Below are 17,433 nucleotides of genomic sequence, written 5' to 3'. Positions count from 1 at the left end.
TAATGGTTTAGAATGATAGACCTAGATTTCTACTAATCAATACCAATAAGGCCAACAAACAAAATGCAATACCATTGAGAATCATATGAAGCAAAATGGACATCTCCAAACGCTCAGTCTTATAGGCTGTCCAAGTCAAAACCGTTGACATTCCTCCATAAATAATCACAGAAGGTAGATTGGTTGGCATATGAAGCAAGGCAAAGACGATTGCACCAACAATAAAACCTAGTTTTTCTTTTCCGCGGAAGATCTTTTTTGGAATAATCCCACGACACAAAATTTCTTCACAAATCGGCGCAATCAAGACTAGTAGGAAGAAAGTTGAAATCAAGGAACTATTCTGAACCAAACCATTCAGTATTGATTGGTTACTGGTTGTTGCCTCATTTGTTAGTCGAAGCAGTAGTGAACCCAAGAGATTTGTCGCAAAAATCACCAGATAACTCAGTACCAAGCGAGCCAAGTCTTTTGCCTTAAAAAAGGATAGATTAAAAGTAGCAAGTTGTGTTTTTCGTGCACCAATAATGAATACAATCAAAACGACTATGGATAGAGCACCTACTAAGAGCCCTGACTGTAAAATCGGAAACTGTTTGTTTGCTAAAAACAAAGCAAGTCCTATGGGAAATTGAGATAGAACAAAAGCTACCAAAAGGATGATCACCCATTTCCCTCTGTTTAAAACCTCTTGCCAAATCGTCTTATCTTTCATGATGTACCTCCTTATAAGAAAAAGGGGAGACTCCCCTTTTTCTATTATACCATTTATAGCGCCATACTGATATAGTTAAGGATAAACAAGGCATCCAAAATCCAAATCATCACGTGCACATCCTTGGCTTGACCTTTGACAACTTTTGTCAAGGTATATGTCAAGAAACCAACAGCAATCCCTTGTGTGATAGAGTAGCTGAATCCCATAAAGATAGATGTGAAGAAGGCAGGAACCGCTTCAGCCATATCATCCCAAGGGATATTTTTCAAGTTAGAAAGCATCATGATTCCGACGATGATCAAAATTGGTGCTGTTGCAGCTGTCGGAACAATCGCTAGAAGTGGGCTAAAGAAGCTAGATAGAGCAAAACAGATCGCAACCACTAGGGCTGTCAAACCAGTACGTCCACCAGCACCGATACCAGCCGCAGATTCAACATAGGTCGTAACGTTTGAAGTACCTGCAATGGCACCTACCGAAGTTGCCACCAAGTCAGAGTATAGAGCCTTGTCCAATTTAGTGGACTCATGGTTTTCCCCACTTGTCGCAACAATACCAACTTTTTCACCAGTACCGATAAGAGTACCGATTGTATCAAAAATATCCGTTAGTGAGAAGGCAAGAATAGCCATCAAGGTTTCTGGTAAACGCGAAGTGTTTGAAATCAAAGATCCTAAACCTTCTGAACCAAGAGCAGCACCAAACAAAGTTCCTAAATCATTAACCGCTGCTGAAAGATTGTTGCTAGCAAAGTCAATCCCTGATAATTTGACAACACCAACAGCAATGGCAAGCACAGTCGTTGTTAAAATAGAAAGAATGATTCCACCCTTGATGCCTTTAACAACAAAGAAAATGGTAATAGCCAAACCTGCAAGAGCCACCAATACGGCTGGAGTATTGAAGTCTACCAATCCTGGAACAGCTGCGGAGTTTGCAGTAAGTGCAGCTTGAGCCTTGTCTGCTCCTTCACCTGCTACCGTATAAGTACCTGGATCGATTGAGAATTTCAAGAGACCAGCATTCTTAATTCCAACATAGGCAAGGAAAACACCAATACCAGCCGAAATAGCTGAACGAAGTGTTGTTGGAATAGATTCGATGATCATTTTACGAACATTTGTTAAGGTAATAATCAGTGAAATAATTCCACAAATGAAGACCATACCAAGAGCCTCTTTCCAAGTATAGCCCATCCCAAATACAACTGTAAATGTAAAGAAGGCATTTAGTCCCATACCTGGTGCTTGTGCGTACGGCAAATTAGCATAGAAAGCCATCATCAAAGTACCTACTACAGAACCGATAATCGTTGCCAAGAACACACCTTGAACAGGCATACCCGTTTGGGAAAGCATTTGAGGGTTTACAAAGAGAATATAACTCATTGCAAAGAATGTTGTTAAACCAGCAAGCACCTCTGTACGGACATCTGTCCCGTGCTCTTTTAGTTTAAATAGTTTGTCCATCTTTAATCTCCTTTTGTTTTTTACGAACAATATTAGTATTATATCATTTATCATTCACCTTTTCAATATGTTTGTTTGATTTATTTAATAAATCAAAGCAACTGTAGTTTTTGTTCTTATCTGCTTTTCTTCCTTCTTTTTGATATAATAGTAGACATCTTATCTGGAAACGACTAGGAAGGTTTATATGACTAAAAAAATTATCGCAGTCGATTTGGACGGAACCCTGCTAAATAATGAAAGCAAGCTCTCCGATTTCACCAAAGAGACGATCAAAAAAATTTCAGAAAAAGGACACCATGTCATCATCACGACAGGCCGTCCGTATCGTATGGCAAAAGACTTCTATCGTGAGCTAGAATTGCATACTCCCATGATTAACTTTAACGGCTCCCTTACCCATCTACCAGGACAGACTTGGGAGCATGAAAAGTGCCTGACCTTGGACAAAAAATACCTCCTAGACATGGTCAAGCGCACGGAGGACATCCAGGCTGATTTTATTGCGGGAGAATATCGAAAAAAATTCTATATCACGACACCGAATGAAGAAATTGCAGATCCTAAACTATTTGGCGTAGAGAACTTCCGGCCAGAAAATCAATTCAAACCTGAACGAGTAACCAAAGATCCCAACTGCATCCTCTTGCAAACAAGGGCTGAAGACAAATACGCTTTAGCGGACGAGATGAATCGTTTTTATCAGCACCAACTAGCTATCAATACCTGGGGCGGGCCCCTCAACATCCTCGAGTGTACTCCCAAGGGTGTAAACAAGGCTTTTGCTCTAGAGTACTTGCTCAATGTGATGAATCGTGATAAAAAAGACTTAATCGCCTTTGGTGATGAGCATAATGACACTGAAATGTTGGCATTTGCAGGCAAGGGATATGCTATGAAAAACGCCAATCCTGCTCTTCTTCCATATGCAGACGAACAACTTCCTCTGACCAACGAAGAAGATGGAGTTGCCCGCGCTTTACAAAATTTATTCTTATAAAAGGGAAGATTGCATGGTCGCAATCTTTCCTTTTTGTTTTCATTTTATTTTCACTAAAGCGGCTTATTTTCTGTATTTTTATATTAAATTTTCTATTACCATTTTCATTTATCTCTCAAAAAACATTGATATATTAATATTTTTAAAAAGTCATTCTATGAAAACTTTTACATCTTTTTAGAAAAAGTAGTTGATTTTTATATGAAAACGGTTTATACTTAAAGTTAGGCTTAAAGTTTTCTTAAACATACAGTCAAACATTTTATAAGGAGGAATGACAATAATGAGTATCGGAATCATTATTGCGAGCCACGGCGAATTTGCTGCGGGTATTCATCAGTCAGGATCTATGATCTTTGGTGAACAAGAAAAGGTTCAAGTTGTAACCTTTATGCCAAATGAAGGTCCAGATGACCTTTACGCTAAATTCAACAACGCTGTGGCTGCATTTGACGCAGAAGATGAGGTTCTAGTATTGGCTGACCTTTGGAGTGGATCTCCATTCAACCAAGCTAGCCGCGTAATGGGAGAAAATCCAGAACGTAAGTTTGCCATCATCACAGGACTGAACTTGCCGATGTTGATCCAAGCCTACACAGAGCGCCTTATGGACGCGAATGCAGGTGTGGATAAAGTCGCTGCGAATATCATTAAAGAAGCCAAAGATGGCATCAAGGCTCTTCCAGAAGAGCTTAACCCAGTTGAGGAAGTTGCAACTGCTGCAGCTGCTCCTGCCGCACAAGCTGCTATTCCAGAAGGAACTGTTATCGGTGACGGTAAACTGAAAATCAACCTTGCTCGTCTAGACACTCGTCTACTTCACGGTCAGGTTGCGACTGCTTGGACTCCAGATTCAAAAGCAAACCGTATCATCGTTGCTTCAGATAACGTTGCTAACGACGACTTGCGTAAAGAATTGATTAAACAAGCAGCTCCAAACGGAGTAAAAGCCAACGTTGTTCCAATTCAAAAATTGATTGACGTTGCAAAAGACCCACGTTTCGGTGACACTCATGCCCTTATCTTGTTTGAAACACCACAAGATGCACTTCGTGCAATCGAAGGTGGCGTGCCAATCAAGACTCTTAACGTTGGTTCTATGGCTCACTCAACAGGTAAAACAATGATTAACAACGTTTTGTCTATGGACAAAGAAGACGTTGCAACCTTTGAAAAAATGCGTGACCTCGGTGTTGAATTTGACGTACGTAAAGTACCAAACGACACGAAAAAAGATTTGTTTGACTTGATTAAGAAAGCAAACGTTCAATAATTTTAATCTGTTTCTATCATTTTTGAAAACAGGATTAAATACTTTATTAAAACTAAATAGAAAAGGAATAAAACCATGTCAGATATTTCAATCATTTCTGCTATCTTGGTTGTAGTTGTTGCCTTCCTTGCAGGTCTTGAAGGTATCCTCGACCAATTCCAATTCCATCAACCAATCGTCGCATGTACCCTTATCGGACTTGCAACTGGTAACCTCGAAGCAGGTGTTATGCTTGGTGGATCACTTCAAATGATTGCCCTTGGTTGGGCAAACATCGGAGCTGCCGTAGCTCCTGACGCTGCTCTTGCATCTGTTGCGGCAGCAATCATCTTGATCAAAGGTGGTAACTTTACTACTGAAGGTATCGCCGTTGCTACGGCAACAGCTATCCCTCTTGCCGTAGCTGGACTTTTCTTGACTATGATTGTTCGTACAATCTCAGTTGCCTTGGTTCACACTGCTGACGCTGCTGCTAAAGACGGAAATATTGCGGCTGTTGAACGTGCTCACTTTGTTGCACTTCTTCTTCAAGGTCTTCGTATTGCAATCCCTGCTGCCTTCCTTATCGCTATCCCAGCTTCTGCTGTTCAAGACGCTCTTGGTTTGATGCCAGACTGGTTGAACGGTGGTATGGCTGTCGGTGGTGCTATGGTCGTTGCCGTAGGTTATGCTATGGTTATCAACATGATGGCAACTCGTGAAGTATGGCCATTCTTCGCTATCGGTTTTGCTCTTGCAGCAATCTCTCAATTGACTTTGATTGCCCTTGGTGTCATCGGTGTTGCCCTTGCCTTCATCTACCTTAACCTTACAAAACAAGGTGGAAACGGTGGCGGCGGAGCTGCGACTTCTAACGACCCAATCGGTGATATCCTAGAAGACTACTAGAAAGGGGATCAATCATGGCTGAAAAAATTCAATTATCAAAATCAGATCGTCAAAAAGTTTGGTGGCGTTCACAATTCCTTCAAGGTTCTTGGAACTACGAACGTATGCAAAACTTGGGTTGGGCTTACTCATTGATCCCAGCTATCAAAAAATTGTACACTAAAAAAGAAGACCAAGCGGCTGCTCTTGAGCGTCACCTTGAGTTCTTCAACACTCACCCATACGTAGCTGCTCCTATCATGGGGGTTACTCTTGCACTTGAAGAAGAGCGCGCTAACGGTGTAGAAATCGATGACGCGGCTATCCAAGGGGTTAAAATCGGTATGATGGGACCTCTTGCTGGTATCGGTGACCCAGTATTCTGGTTTACAGTTCGTCCTATCCTTGGAGCCCTTGGTGCATCACTTGCTGCATCTGGTAACATTGTTGGTCCCCTTCTCTTCTTCTTTGGATGGAATGCTATCCGTATGGCCTTCCTATGGTATACACAAGAGTTCGGTTACAAAGCTGGATCTGAAATCACTAAAGACATGTCTGGTGGTATCTTGAAAGACATCACCAAAGGAGCATCTATCCTTGGTATGTTCATCCTTGCCGTTCTTGTACAACGTTGGGTATCTATCAACTTTACTGTCAACCTTCCAGGTAAACAATTGGCTGAAGGTGCTTACATCAACTTCCCAGAAGGTGCTGTAACAGGTGGAGAATTGAAGGGAATCCTTGGTCAAGCACTCAGCGGATTGAGCCTAGATAAGATTCAACCACAAACTCTTCAAGGTCAGTTGGACTCATTGATTCCAGGATTGATGGGACTTCTCCTTACTTTCCTTTGCATGTGGTTGCTTAAGAAAAAAGTATCACCAATCGCAATCATCCTTGCTCTCTTTGCAGTAGGTATCGCAGCTCGTTTCTTCGGTATCATGTAATCCAAGCTATCGAGAATATAAATAAAAAAAGAATCAGGATTAAACCTGATTCTTTTTGTGTATCAACTTTTTCTTCTAGTCAGATAATGCAAGCCCCCAATCACCACTGCTAGGATGGCTACATAGACGACTTGGGTGGTTTCTAGAGGTACAAAAGTTCCTTGCAGGATAAATGTATTGGCAAGTACGCCAACAAGGGCTGCAAGGCTCAAAAATGCGAGCAAGACCAGCTTGTATCGATTAAAGGGAATGCTGACCTTGGCAACTAGACACAGACCATTGATCAAAGCAAGGAGGAAGCAAATAAATTTGACTTGACCTGAGACAGTGATAAAGAAGTTCGTCAAGAGTACACTAGCAACCAGAATGCTACCACCAATCGCAGCATTGGTCAAAATATCTCGCATAAAATGTGTGCTGACCTTTTCTTTATTGGACTCAAAAGTTAGGAAGAAAGATGGAATCCCAATCGTAATAGCTGAAATGATTGTAAACTGAATAGGGATAAAGGCGAATTCCAAACCAAATACCACACTCAAAATGGCAAACACGACGGAGAAGAAGGTCTTTGTTAGAAAGAGAGAGGCTACCTTTTGGATGTTATTGATGACCCGGCGTCCTTCCATCAAGATATCATAAAATACTGCAAAGTCATCAGTGAGAAAAACAATATTGGATACACTTTTGGCTGCACTCGTTGCTCCCTTCATAGCAAAGCTGATATCTGCTTTCTTGAGAGCCAGAACATCATTGACCCCGTCGCCACTCATGGCAACTGTTTTACCAGCATTTTGCAAAATAGATACCATCTTTTGCTTCTGTTCAGGTGTCACACGACCAAATATTTCGTGTTCCAAGACCACTCTTTCAAAGTCATCATCGCTCACCTTGGTCATATCAATCGCACGGGCTTCTTCCTTAAAACCTGCCTTACGAGCCACCCCATATACAGCCACATGATTATCACCACTGATAATCTTCACTTCAACACCTTGAGATTCGAAATAGTCAAAGGTTTCCTTGGTATTGTCCTTAATCTCATCTGACAAAACGACGTGCCCTAGTAGTTCCATATTGGCTGGACTCATGATGTGGTCCTTACTATGGGCAAGTGTCAAGATTCGAAAACCTTGCTGCTTCAGATGTTCATAGTAGGTATCCATCGGCTGGGTAAAGCCTAAAAACTCATAGGCTCCGAAGAAATAGGTCCCTCCATCTTTTACTTGGACAAAGGAATACTTGTTTTTGCTTGAAAAGGCACCAACTTCTTGAACTTCCCATTTTTTCTCACAGGTTAAGTAAGTCTTCAGAGCCCGCGACGTCGCATTTTCATCCTCAAAATAAGCTAGATAAGAAGTCAGTTTCTCTGCTACATTAGCATCCATTTCTTGGACCTTCATATTACCAGTCGTGATGGTTCCAGTCTTATCAAAACAAAGAACATCTACACGCGCCAAGGTCTCCACACAGTATAGTTCCTGCACTAGAACCTTCTTTTTAGCCAGCTTCATGGCCGCTACCGCCAGAGATACACTGACCAGGAGAATCAATCCCTCTGGAATCATGCCGACCAAGGCACCTGAACTTCCCAAGACAATCTCAACATAAGTTCGCCCTAGACTAAAACCTCTGACATAGAGCAGAATGGCAACTGGCACCAGCAGGATAGAGACGATTTTTAAAATCTTATCCATGTAATCGCGCAGTTGAGAAGGGTATTTTTTGAATTCCTTGCTGGATTTTGCAAGTTTGTTGATATAACTATCGGGACCCACAGCTGTAGCAAGGACCAGACAAGTACCGCTGACGACATTGCTTCCGCTCATCAGCTTGTCACCAACTGTTTTAAAGACCGAATCACTTTCACCCGTCAGCAAGGACTCATCAACTTCAACATTCCCTTCAAGCACTTCTGCATCGACAGGTACCTGATCTCCCAGATTGAGATGCAGATATTCCCCCAGTACGATGTCTTCTGAATCAATCTCAATCGTTTGACCATCTCGATTGACCTTGTACTTACTTTTACCAAGTAAACTTAGCTTTTCTAAGACATTTTTTGAACGCACTTCTTGGAAGATACCGATGGCGGTATTGATAGCAATCACACCTAAAAAGAGCATATTCTCAAAGCGCATGGTTGTGGCTACCAGAACTGCCAGAGCCAAGTTCATGGCATTAAAGAAGGTAAAGATATTTGAAACGACGATTTCCTTGGTTGTTTTATAAGGTTTAATGTCGCTGATATTTCGTTGACGACCCTTGATGTCTTGGCTACTTAAATACTTCATTTCTACTCCGATATCCTTTTGTACTACTATAATAACACATATCTTTTTCTCTGTCACCTAAAGACTCAAAATAAGAAGAACTCCCTTGACAAGCATCATCTGTCACCACTTTAAGAAGCACTTAAAAACAAAAGAGGCTAGGATTCCCCTAACCTCTTTTCTTTATGCTTTATTCTGCCAAGGCACCCATTGGATCCCATGGTGCAAGTACGATTGGTTCTGCTTCATAAGCAGCTTGTTCATCTGCTGTCAGCAATTCCTTACGGACAACGATTTGGTAGGTGTATTCATCCATCCAAGCGTCTGAAGCAACAAAGTACCCATCTGTACCGACCTTGTCTCCCCAAGAGTTCTCAACCTTCCACTTAGTTGACTTGCCGTTTTCATCCAAATCCACACCTGTCAAGACCATGGCGTGGGTCATCAAGCTTTCGCTGTAGTCCAAGCGTCCAGCCTTGTCTTGAGTGAGTTTAATATCCATGCTTGATTCAAAGTCATAAACATCTGTCGCAAGGATTCCAGCTTTACGGTTGCTGAGTTGGCCAACATCTGAACCAAACCAAACAGTCTCACCTGTCTGCATTTGAGCAATCGCCAATTCTTTCAAACGATCCATAGGAACGTTGATATAGCGAACTGCACGGCTACCAACCACATTTCCTAACATCTCAACTGTGTAAGATTTGCCGTAAGGCTTGTCAGCAGTTGGGGCGTTGATAACCGAAACATAATCTTCTAGAGGTAGATTGACATATTTCTTGTAAAACTCTTGTGGTGTGATACCCTTTTCGCTTTGGTAGTTATCATCCTTGTCGCGATAAGCAAAGTCAAACTGCCGTGGTGGAAGACCCAAAGACATGGCAAGGAAGTTAAAGATTTCCTGCAAGAGGTCTTCCTTCTTGGCTTTAACAGTCGTTTGGTCTGCACCAGAAGCCAACAAATCACGCAAGATTTGGGCATCCTGACGAAGCAATTTGTTGAGGATGGCATTTAGCTCACGGCTATTGCTAGATGAGATAGACTCAGGGTAAACTGACTTAGGAACGACTCCATATTTCTCAAAGAGGGACACTACCATATCCCACTGTCCACCGTCTTGTTGTGGAGTTTGGAGTAGGAAGCTAACCTTGCGGCTCGTCAATTCTTGGTCTGCAGTCGCAATCACTTGCTCCAAGAACCAGTTTGATTTCTCATACTTGTCCCAGAAGAAGGTGTGAGCCTGAGACAATTCAAAGTTCTCCAATTTATACTGAGAGATGAGTTTGTGACGGAAAGTGTTAAGGGCTGCAAACATCCAGCAACGACCAGATGCTTTCTGGTTAGTCACCTTGTCCTTGGTCAAATCCAATGAGAAAACAGGCGTGTTGTCAACATGGCTTTGGCGACGTTCCAAGGCTGCAAAAATTCCGTTATGGCTTGCAGCATTTTCGATAGCTTGGTATTTTACATTTGCTTCATAGTTGGCAAATAGTTTATCTGTAAATGATTCTTGAATCGCGTTCATAGATTCCTCCTTTTATTCTACTGTCTATTATAACTCTTTTCACAAAGGAAGCAACTGAAAAATGAAAAAGGCAAGGACATTCTCCTCACCTTTTCTAACATAAACCCAATTAAGCAATACTAGCAAGGAGATTTTCTAACTCCTCCTTGGTCAAACGACGCCATTCTCCTCGTTCTAAGTTCTCATCCAAAACTAAAGTTCCCATCGTCAAACGTTGTAGGTTCACCACTTCCTTGCCACAGTAGGCCACCATTCGTTTGACTTGATGGAACTTCCCTTCAGCAATGGTCACACGAACCAGACTTTGATTTTTTTTTGGATTTACTGATACAAACTCCAGTTTAGCTGGCTGGCAGGTAAAGTCCTTGAGCGGAATCCCCTTAGCAAATGTCTCCACGTCTTCTTGGCTCATGATTCCCTCGACTTGAGCCAAATAGGTCTTATCCACATGACGTTTTGGTGAAAGAAGAGCATGGGCAAGCTGGCCGTCATTGGTCAAAAGCAGGAGGCCATGCGTGTCAATATCCAAGCGCCCTACTGGAAAAACTTCCTTGGTCCGAGCAATATCATCCAACAAGTCCAACACTGTTCTGTGTTTAGAATCCTCAGTCGCTGAAATGACTCCTTGGGGCTTGTTCATCATGTAGTAGACAAACTCCTCGTACTCTAGCACTTGACCATCAAAGCGAATTTCGTCTTTTTCTTCATTTATTTGCAATTTTGCTGATTTTTCTTTCTTGCCATTGACCGTCACGCGTCCAGCCTTGAGCAAGTTTTTGACCTCCGTCCGACTTCCCACAGCGCATGCAACTAAAAATTTATCTAATCTCATAAAACTATTATATCATACTCAAAAGGAGGCTGGTACAATGACCAACCTCCTTTTCTTTTCATACTCTTCAAAAATCTCTTCAAACCGCGTCAACTTCCATCTGCAACCTCAAAACAGTGTTTTGAGCTGACTTCGTCAGTTCTATCTATAACCGCAAAGCAGTGCTTTGAGCAGCCTGCGGCTAGTTTCCTAGTTTACTCTTTGATTTTCATTGAGTATCAGATTTAAGAAATTAACTTCCTCGTCTCCAGAAAATAGCTAAGACAACCATAGCACCTAAAACAGCTGGAACAATAGCTATCCCCGCTAGGTTTGGACCCCAAGTTCCAAAGAGCAGGTGCCCCAAAGAAGCACCAATCCAGCCGAGAAACATTTTCCCAAAGCATCCCATGCTTTCTCCGCGATTGGTTAAAGCACCTGCCAAGAGTCCCACTAGGAGACCAACAAACATACTTCCAAGCATAGCTTCTCCTTAAATTGCCCAGTCTCCATTACGGAAGAGTGGTACGCGTGTTCCATCCTCACGGATACCATCGATATCCATTTGACTCGAACCAATCATAAAGTCCACGTGAACATCTGAACGGTTCAGTCCTGCAGCTTCAAGCTCTTCTTCGCTCATCTCTGCCCCACCAACAACGCTAGTCGCATAGGCTGCACCGATAGCCAAGTGGTTTGAAGCATTCTCATCGAAAAGGGTGTTGAAGAAGGTAATGCCTGACTGAGAAATTGGGCTTGGATCTGGTACCAAGGCACATTCCCCCAAGGCACGAGCACCTGCATTTTCAAAGACAAGGTCTTTCATGACCTGATCACCCTTTTCAGCAGTAATGTCAACGATTTGTCCATCCTTGAAGGTTACTTTAATGCCTTCGATGATATTTCCGTTGTAGCTAAGTGGTTTTGTAGAGGTTACATAGCCATCTGCACGACGGAAGTCAGGCGCTGTAAAGACTTCTTCTGTTGGCATATTTGGCAAGAATCCTTCGCCCTGTGCATTGATAGCACCAGCTGATTCCCAAACGTGGTTCTTTGGCAAGCCAAGTATCAAATCTGTCCCTGGAGCTGTGTAGTGAAGGGCTGAAAATTGTTCTTTATTAAGCATTTCCGCCTTGCTCTTAAGGATTGCTGCATGTTCTTCCCAAGCCTTAACTGGATCTTCTTCGTAGACACGGCAAGTTTTGAAGATTTGATCCCAAAGGAGGTCCACTGCTTCTTCATCGCTCGCAGCATTTGGAAAGACCTTCTTAGCCCACTCAAGCCCTGCTGCAGCTGCTACAGTCCAGCTAACCTTGTTGGATTGCGTTGCGATACGCATTGGCTTCATGGCAAGTCCCATAGCTTTGGCAGAAGCTGAAAGCTTGTCAGCATCCACTCCGTTCAAGGCACCTGGGTCAGAAGAACGGACACCAAGACGACTAGCCTTGTTTTCCAAGAGGTAGTTCATCTCAGCAATCTTGTATTCTGGCACATTGTTCAGACGCTCTATCGGTGCGTGGAGGAATTTCTCACGGTTGATCACATCATCTGTCCACTGAACGATGACCTCATGCGCACCCAAGGCATAGGCTTCTTTCACGATCAAATGCGCCAACTCACGTTGCTCCACATCAATAGAAAGAGCCAAGGTGTGACCAGGTTGCACATTAATTCCATTCGCAACCAACAATTTCGCATATTTTTCTAGATTTTCTTTAAAATTTGGTAAAACCATTCTATTCTTCCTTTTCTTTTGTTATTTCTCTTTAAACAAGGACAGCAGGCTAACTGCTGCCACAGTACCACAAATCAAAGCGGTCATTTTCAAAATCGTATCAGGGTCAAGATCCAGCTGGTAATCAAACACCTTTTGCGCTGGCTTATCCTGAGCGGAAATGGTAAGTTTCATAAAAACCTCTTTCTATATTTTAGAAAAACTCATCAAACAAACTCAACTGGTTATCCTCTGGCATATTGCCGAGAATCCCCATTTCATCCATCTTTTCAACCAAGGTAGATGACAGTCCGCCACGCTTGCGGAGTTCTGTCTTAGAGAGGAATTCGCCCTCTTCACGCGCTCGTACCAGTTGCTTGGCAACGTTTTCTCCCAGACCATCCATTGCTACAAATGGTGGGATAAGAGTATCTCCGTCGATGATGAATTCAGTCGCATCACTACGATAGAGATCTAACTTGCCAAACTTAAAGCCACGTTCCCACATTTCATTGACAATCTCAAGAGTTGTATAGAGGTCAATCTCCACATTAGAGGCTTCATTATTCTTCCGTTTTTCAGCGATTTCTTCCATTCTACGCTTGATAGCATCCAAGCCGGCACCCATAGTCTTGATATCAAAGGCCTTAGCACGGATTGAGAAGTAAGCACAGTAATAATAAATGGGATGGTGAACCTTGAAGTAGGCCACACGCAAGGCCATCATAACGTAGGCTGCCGCATGGGCCTTAGGGAACATATACTTGATTTTTCCACAGGATTCGATATACCACTCTGGCACCTTATTAGCCTTCATGGCTTCGATATAGCCATTTCGCTCCTCTTCGGAAATCTTCAGCCACAAGCCCTTACGTACCCGTTCCATGATGGTAAAGGCCATCTTAGGCTCGAGACCCGCATGCATGAGGTAAACCATGATGTCGTCCCGACAACCGATAACGGTTGATAGGTCCGCAATCCCTTGCTTGATCAAATCCTGGGCATTTCCCAACCACACATCGGTACCGTGGGATAGACCTGAGAGCTGAAGCAACTCTGCAAAAGTCGTCGGATGCGTCTCGTCTACCATCCCACGTACAAAGTTGGTTCCAAACTCTGGAATCCCCAGCATCCCCGTCGGTGTACCGATTTGCTCAGGAGTCACCCCAAGAACATCAGTTCCTGAAAAGAGGGCCATCACGCCTTCATCATCCATAGGAATTTCATTAGGATCAATCCCAGACAAGTCCTGCAGTTTCCGAATCATGGTCGGATCATCATGTCCCAGCACATCGAGTTTGAGGACGTTCTCATCGATATCGTGGAAGTTAAAGTGAGTCGTCTGCCATTCAGCCGTCACGTCATCTGCTGGATACTGAACAGGCGTAAAGTCGTAAACATCCATGTAGTTCGGAATAACAACGATTCCTCCCGGGTGTTGTCCTGTTGTCCGCTTGACACCAGCCGCACCCTGAGCGAGGCGTTCCACCTCTGCATCACGATAAAACTTCCCATAGTCTCTCTCATAGCCCTTGACAAATCCATAGGCAGTCTTAGCAGCTACCGTACCAACCGTTCCTGCACGGAAGGCATATTCCTCACCAAAGATATCACGCACATCCAAGTGGGCGCTAGGCTGGTCTTCTCCCGAAAAGTTCAAGTCAATATCGGGAACCTTATCTCCATCAAAACCAAGGAAGGTCTCGAAAGGAATATCCTGTCCATTTTTGCTGAGTTTGTGGCCACAGTTTGGACAGTCCTTATTAGGCATATCAAAACCTGAACCATAAGAACCATCGGTGATAAACTCGCTGTACTGACACTGACCACAGACATAGTGAGGGGAGAGAGGATTGACCTCCGTAATCCCGATCATGGTCGCAACGAAACTGGAACCGACAGATCCACGAGAACCCACCAAGTAGCCCCGTTCATTGGAACGTTGCACCAGCATCTGCGATGCCAGATAAATCACGGCAAATCCATTCCCCAGAATGGAAGTTAATTCTTTTTCAATCCGCAAATCAACGATATCTGGCAGAGGATTTCCATAAATCTCAAAAGCTTTCTTATAGGTTAGCTCAGCGACCGTTTCTTCCGCCTTGTCGATGAAAGGTGTGTACAAGTCACCCTTAACAACCTCAACAGGTTCAAAAATATCTGCCATGGCATTGGTGTTTTCAATGACTAATTTGCGTGCTAAATCTTCTCCCAAGAAAGCAAATTCATCCAACATTTCATTGGTCGTTCTAAAATGAGCCTTCGGTAGCGGTGCTGGTTGGGCATGTTCACCATGACCGATGGTTCGGTTAATCATAGCCCCCTGGCCCAAACTACGGACGATAATTTCACGGTAAATCTCTTCTTCCGGTTCGATATAATGAACATTACCCGTAGCCAGAACAGGCTTGCCAAGACGGTCTCCAACCTCTATCAAACTCTTGATAATGGTCTGAAGTTCCTCCATATCCTTGACCTGCTCCTTGGCAATCAAAGGAGCATAGATGGCAGGTGGCATGACCTCGATAAAGTCATAATACTTGGCCACCTCAACCGCTGCATCCACACCTTGGGAAACAACTGCATCAAAAACTTCACCTTCTGAACAGGCTGAACCTAAAATCAAACCTTCCCGGTGGGCATCTAGAACTGTTCTCGGAATCCGCGGCACTCCTTCAAAGTACTTGGTATTGGACAAAGAAACCAGCTTAAAGATATTCTTCAGCCCCACCTGATTCTTGACATAAATCGTCGCATGCTTGATTCGAGCTTTTTTATAAGAATCTGTACTGATTAGATCAATATTGAGTCTAGCCAGATCGGTCACACCATGTTTTTCTGCTACCTCTTTGATAAAGATGAAGAGCAGACGACCAGTAGCTTCCGCATCGTAGTTGGCCATGTGGTGGTATTCAAGTGCTACACCAAAACGCTTGGTCAAAGGTCCCAAACCATGACGTTTATACTCAGGATAGAGGTTTCTAGCAAACTCCAGCGTATCGATAACTGGCTGGCTAATCTTAGGCAGACCATGACGCTCATAGTTGGCATTCATAAAGCCAACGTCAAAGGTAGCATTGTGAGCAACTAAAACTGTATCCTTGCAAAACTCTTGGAATTCTTGTAAAACTTGTTCCAGTGGTTTGGCATTTTTAACATGATCATCTGTAATACCTGTTAACTCAGTAGTAAAGGCTGATAATGGATGCCCTGGATTGATAAATTCATCAAATTCGGCAATAACATTCCCCTTGTACATCTTAGAGGCCGCAACCTGAATCAAATCATTATAGATGGCTGAAAGTCCCGTCGTTTCCACGTCAAAAACCACATAGGTAGCTTCTGACAAGTCCATCTCCACTTCGTTGTAAACGATAGGGACACGGTCCTCCACGATATTGGCTTCCATTCCATAGATCAGCTGAATTCCAGCTTTCTTAGCCGCCTTGTAGCCATGTGGGAAGGACTGGACATTCCCATGGTCCGTGATGGCAACCGCCTTGTGTCCCCACTTAGCAGCTGTCGCAACGATCTCCTCTACCTCTGGTAGAGCATCCATGGTCGACATGTTGGTATGAGCATGAAACTCAACCCGACGCTCACCTTCTGGCATCAAATCCTTCCGCTCGTAGTGAACAACTTCCTGCACATCCTGGACGTTCATGGTCAAATCACGTGTGAAGTTATTCATCTCCACATTCCCACGCACTCTGAGCCAAGAATTCTTCTTAATGATGTCAAACTTCTGAGCCTCTTCTTCATTCTTAACCCATTTTTGCATTGAAAAACTTGAAGTGTAGTCTGTCATTTTAAAGTTGATCAAAACGCGACCAGTTCTGGTCACCTTATGCTCCACATCAAAAACGACCCCTTCAAAGACCAGGCGATTTTCCTCAGTCGTCACGTCGATCATCTGGGTAACTTCAGCCTTATCTAATTTAGGCTTGGCCGCAGCCTTTTTAGCCTGAAAATCAAAGGCTGGCTTCTCTTCTACTGGAGGAGGAGCCATTTGTTCCAATTGCTCCATAGCTCGAAGTGCTTCCTCATTGGCAGCCTGAACGATTTGTTCATTCTCCGTATGGAAGGCTTCCTCCTGCTCTTGTGTAAGAGCATCATTCTTTTCTATCTGGCAAACAAAGACCGGGAAACCAAATTTTTCAAGTTGCTTTGCCAAATTAGGAAGATGATTCTTCTTAAAGTGCTCCTTATCAATCGCCTCTGAACCTTCAATAATGAGTTGATTTCCTTCCGCACGGACGTTTAAATTCTGGTAAAGAGATTTAAACCCCTGACTTGCACATGGACCTTCAGAAAAAGCCTCCTTATAGTAGACCTGCAAGAGTTCATTAGAGAATTCTTGAGAAAGAGCCTTGATTTCAAAATCAGCTCGATTCCCTGTCTTAGAAAATTCTTCACTAAGCCCTTTCTTTAACTCCAAAAAGATTTCAATCGGTAAAATATTAGAAAATACAAAATGAAATTCCCAAATCTTACTAATTTTATGAACCACAACACGCTCAATTCTGGCATCAACAAGAGCAGGATTCTGTCTCAATTGTTCAGAGATTCCTAGTTGATTCATTAAAATTTCAAACTTACTTGACATTCATTTTCCTCACATTATTCTCTTACTATTTTACCATAATTAAAGAAAATATATGACTAGTACCATTCCTTAAACACTGCTAGTTTACCCAAATTTGTTCAGTAAACAAAAAAGAAGACTCTCAGAATCTCCTTAGTAAATAAAAAAAGATACCCTTAAGTATCCTCGTAATCAATCGGGAAGACAGGATTCGAACCTGCGACACCTTGGTCCCAAACCAAGTACTCTACCAA

General features: G+C 43.0%; 13 protein-coding genes. 4 read left to right on the top strand and 9 right to left on the bottom strand.

From position 1 onward, the window contains the following. Nucleotides 1-7: 7 nt before the first annotated feature. Nucleotides 8-715 (bottom strand): CPBP family intramembrane glutamic endopeptidase, encoded by a 708-nt coding sequence (locus ADM50_RS03515; RefSeq protein WP_000653640.1) that lies wholly within the window; start codon nucleotides 713-715, stop codon nucleotides 8-10. A 53-nt stretch (nucleotides 716-768) separates the two neighbouring features. Next, nucleotides 769-2,187: an NCS2 family permease gene (locus tag ADM50_RS03510; RefSeq protein ID WP_049484545.1), complete on the bottom strand. Its 1,419-nt coding sequence runs from the start codon at nucleotides 2,185-2,187 to the stop codon at nucleotides 769-771. Between the two features lie 187 nt (nucleotides 2,188-2,374). Here ADM50_RS03510 and ADM50_RS03505 point away from each other — a divergent pair, with 187 nt between their 5' ends. The 4 genes from ADM50_RS03505 to ADM50_RS03490 all read left to right on the top strand — a co-directional run bounded on the left by ADM50_RS03505 (nucleotide 2,375) and on the right by ADM50_RS03490 (nucleotide 6,274). Further along, nucleotides 2,375-3,187 (top strand): Cof-type HAD-IIB family hydrolase, encoded by an 813-nt coding sequence (locus tag ADM50_RS03505; protein WP_000162337.1) that lies wholly within the window; start codon nucleotides 2,375-2,377, stop codon nucleotides 3,185-3,187. A 283-nt stretch (nucleotides 3,188-3,470) separates the two neighbouring features. Continuing rightward, a complete protein-coding gene (locus ADM50_RS03500; RefSeq protein WP_042903131.1) occupies nucleotides 3,471-4,460 on the top strand; it encodes a PTS sugar transporter subunit IIB in 990 nt (329 codons plus the stop codon). A 75-nt stretch (nucleotides 4,461-4,535) separates the two neighbouring features. Then, complete coding sequence (locus ADM50_RS03495) at nucleotides 4,536-5,348, top strand: PTS mannose/fructose/sorbose transporter subunit IIC (protein WP_042903130.1); 813 nt, start codon at nucleotides 4,536-4,538, stop codon at nucleotides 5,346-5,348. 14 nt (nucleotides 5,349-5,362) lie between these two features. Beyond that, nucleotides 5,363-6,274, top strand: coding sequence for a PTS system mannose/fructose/sorbose family transporter subunit IID (locus ADM50_RS03490; RefSeq protein WP_049477764.1), 912 nt, complete (start codon nucleotides 5,363-5,365; stop codon nucleotides 6,272-6,274). Between the two features lie 62 nt (nucleotides 6,275-6,336). On the opposite strand, the gene ADM50_RS03485 is transcribed toward ADM50_RS03490, so the two are convergent. The 7 genes from ADM50_RS03485 to ADM50_RS03450 form a co-directional block, all read right to left on the bottom strand. Beyond that, nucleotides 6,337-8,565, bottom strand: coding sequence for an HAD-IC family P-type ATPase (locus ADM50_RS03485; protein WP_049484544.1), 2,229 nt, complete (start codon nucleotides 8,563-8,565; stop codon nucleotides 6,337-6,339). A gap of 169 nt (nucleotides 8,566-8,734) precedes the next feature. Beyond that, nucleotides 8,735-10,069, bottom strand: coding sequence for an aminopeptidase C (gene pepC, locus ADM50_RS03480; RefSeq protein WP_049484543.1), 1,335 nt, complete (start codon nucleotides 10,067-10,069; stop codon nucleotides 8,735-8,737). A 109-nt stretch (nucleotides 10,070-10,178) separates the two neighbouring features. Continuing rightward, nucleotides 10,179-10,901 carry a pseudouridine synthase gene (locus ADM50_RS03470; RefSeq protein ID WP_049484542.1) on the bottom strand — a complete coding sequence of 241 codons (723 nt, stop codon included), beginning with the start codon at nucleotides 10,899-10,901 and terminating at the stop codon, nucleotides 10,179-10,181. A 232-nt stretch (nucleotides 10,902-11,133) separates the two neighbouring features. Continuing rightward, nucleotides 11,134-11,364, bottom strand: coding sequence for a GlsB/YeaQ/YmgE family stress response membrane protein (locus ADM50_RS03465; RefSeq protein WP_000901578.1), 231 nt, complete (start codon nucleotides 11,362-11,364; stop codon nucleotides 11,134-11,136). Between the two features lie 9 nt (nucleotides 11,365-11,373). Next, on the bottom strand, nucleotides 11,374-12,615 hold the full coding sequence (locus tag ADM50_RS03460) for an aminopeptidase (protein WP_049484541.1): 1,242 nt from the start codon (nucleotides 12,613-12,615) through the stop codon (nucleotides 11,374-11,376). A gap of 21 nt (nucleotides 12,616-12,636) precedes the next feature. Continuing rightward, nucleotides 12,637-12,789 carry a hypothetical protein gene (locus ADM50_RS09630; protein WP_000778898.1) on the bottom strand — a complete coding sequence of 51 codons (153 nt, stop codon included), beginning with the start codon at nucleotides 12,787-12,789 and terminating at the stop codon, nucleotides 12,637-12,639. Nucleotides 12,790-12,808: 19 nt separating this feature from the next. Then, a complete protein-coding gene (locus ADM50_RS03450; protein WP_049484540.1) occupies nucleotides 12,809-17,200 on the bottom strand; it encodes a PolC-type DNA polymerase III in 4,392 nt (1,463 codons plus the stop codon). Nucleotides 17,201-17,433 lie beyond the last annotated feature (233 nt).

The organism is Streptococcus oralis (genome assembly GCF_001075675.1).
Classification (GTDB): domain Bacteria; phylum Bacillota; class Bacilli; order Lactobacillales; family Streptococcaceae; genus Streptococcus; species Streptococcus oralis_V.
The sequence above is the reverse complement of the archived record's forward strand: the minus strand, read 5'-3'. Positions and strand labels throughout refer to the sequence as shown.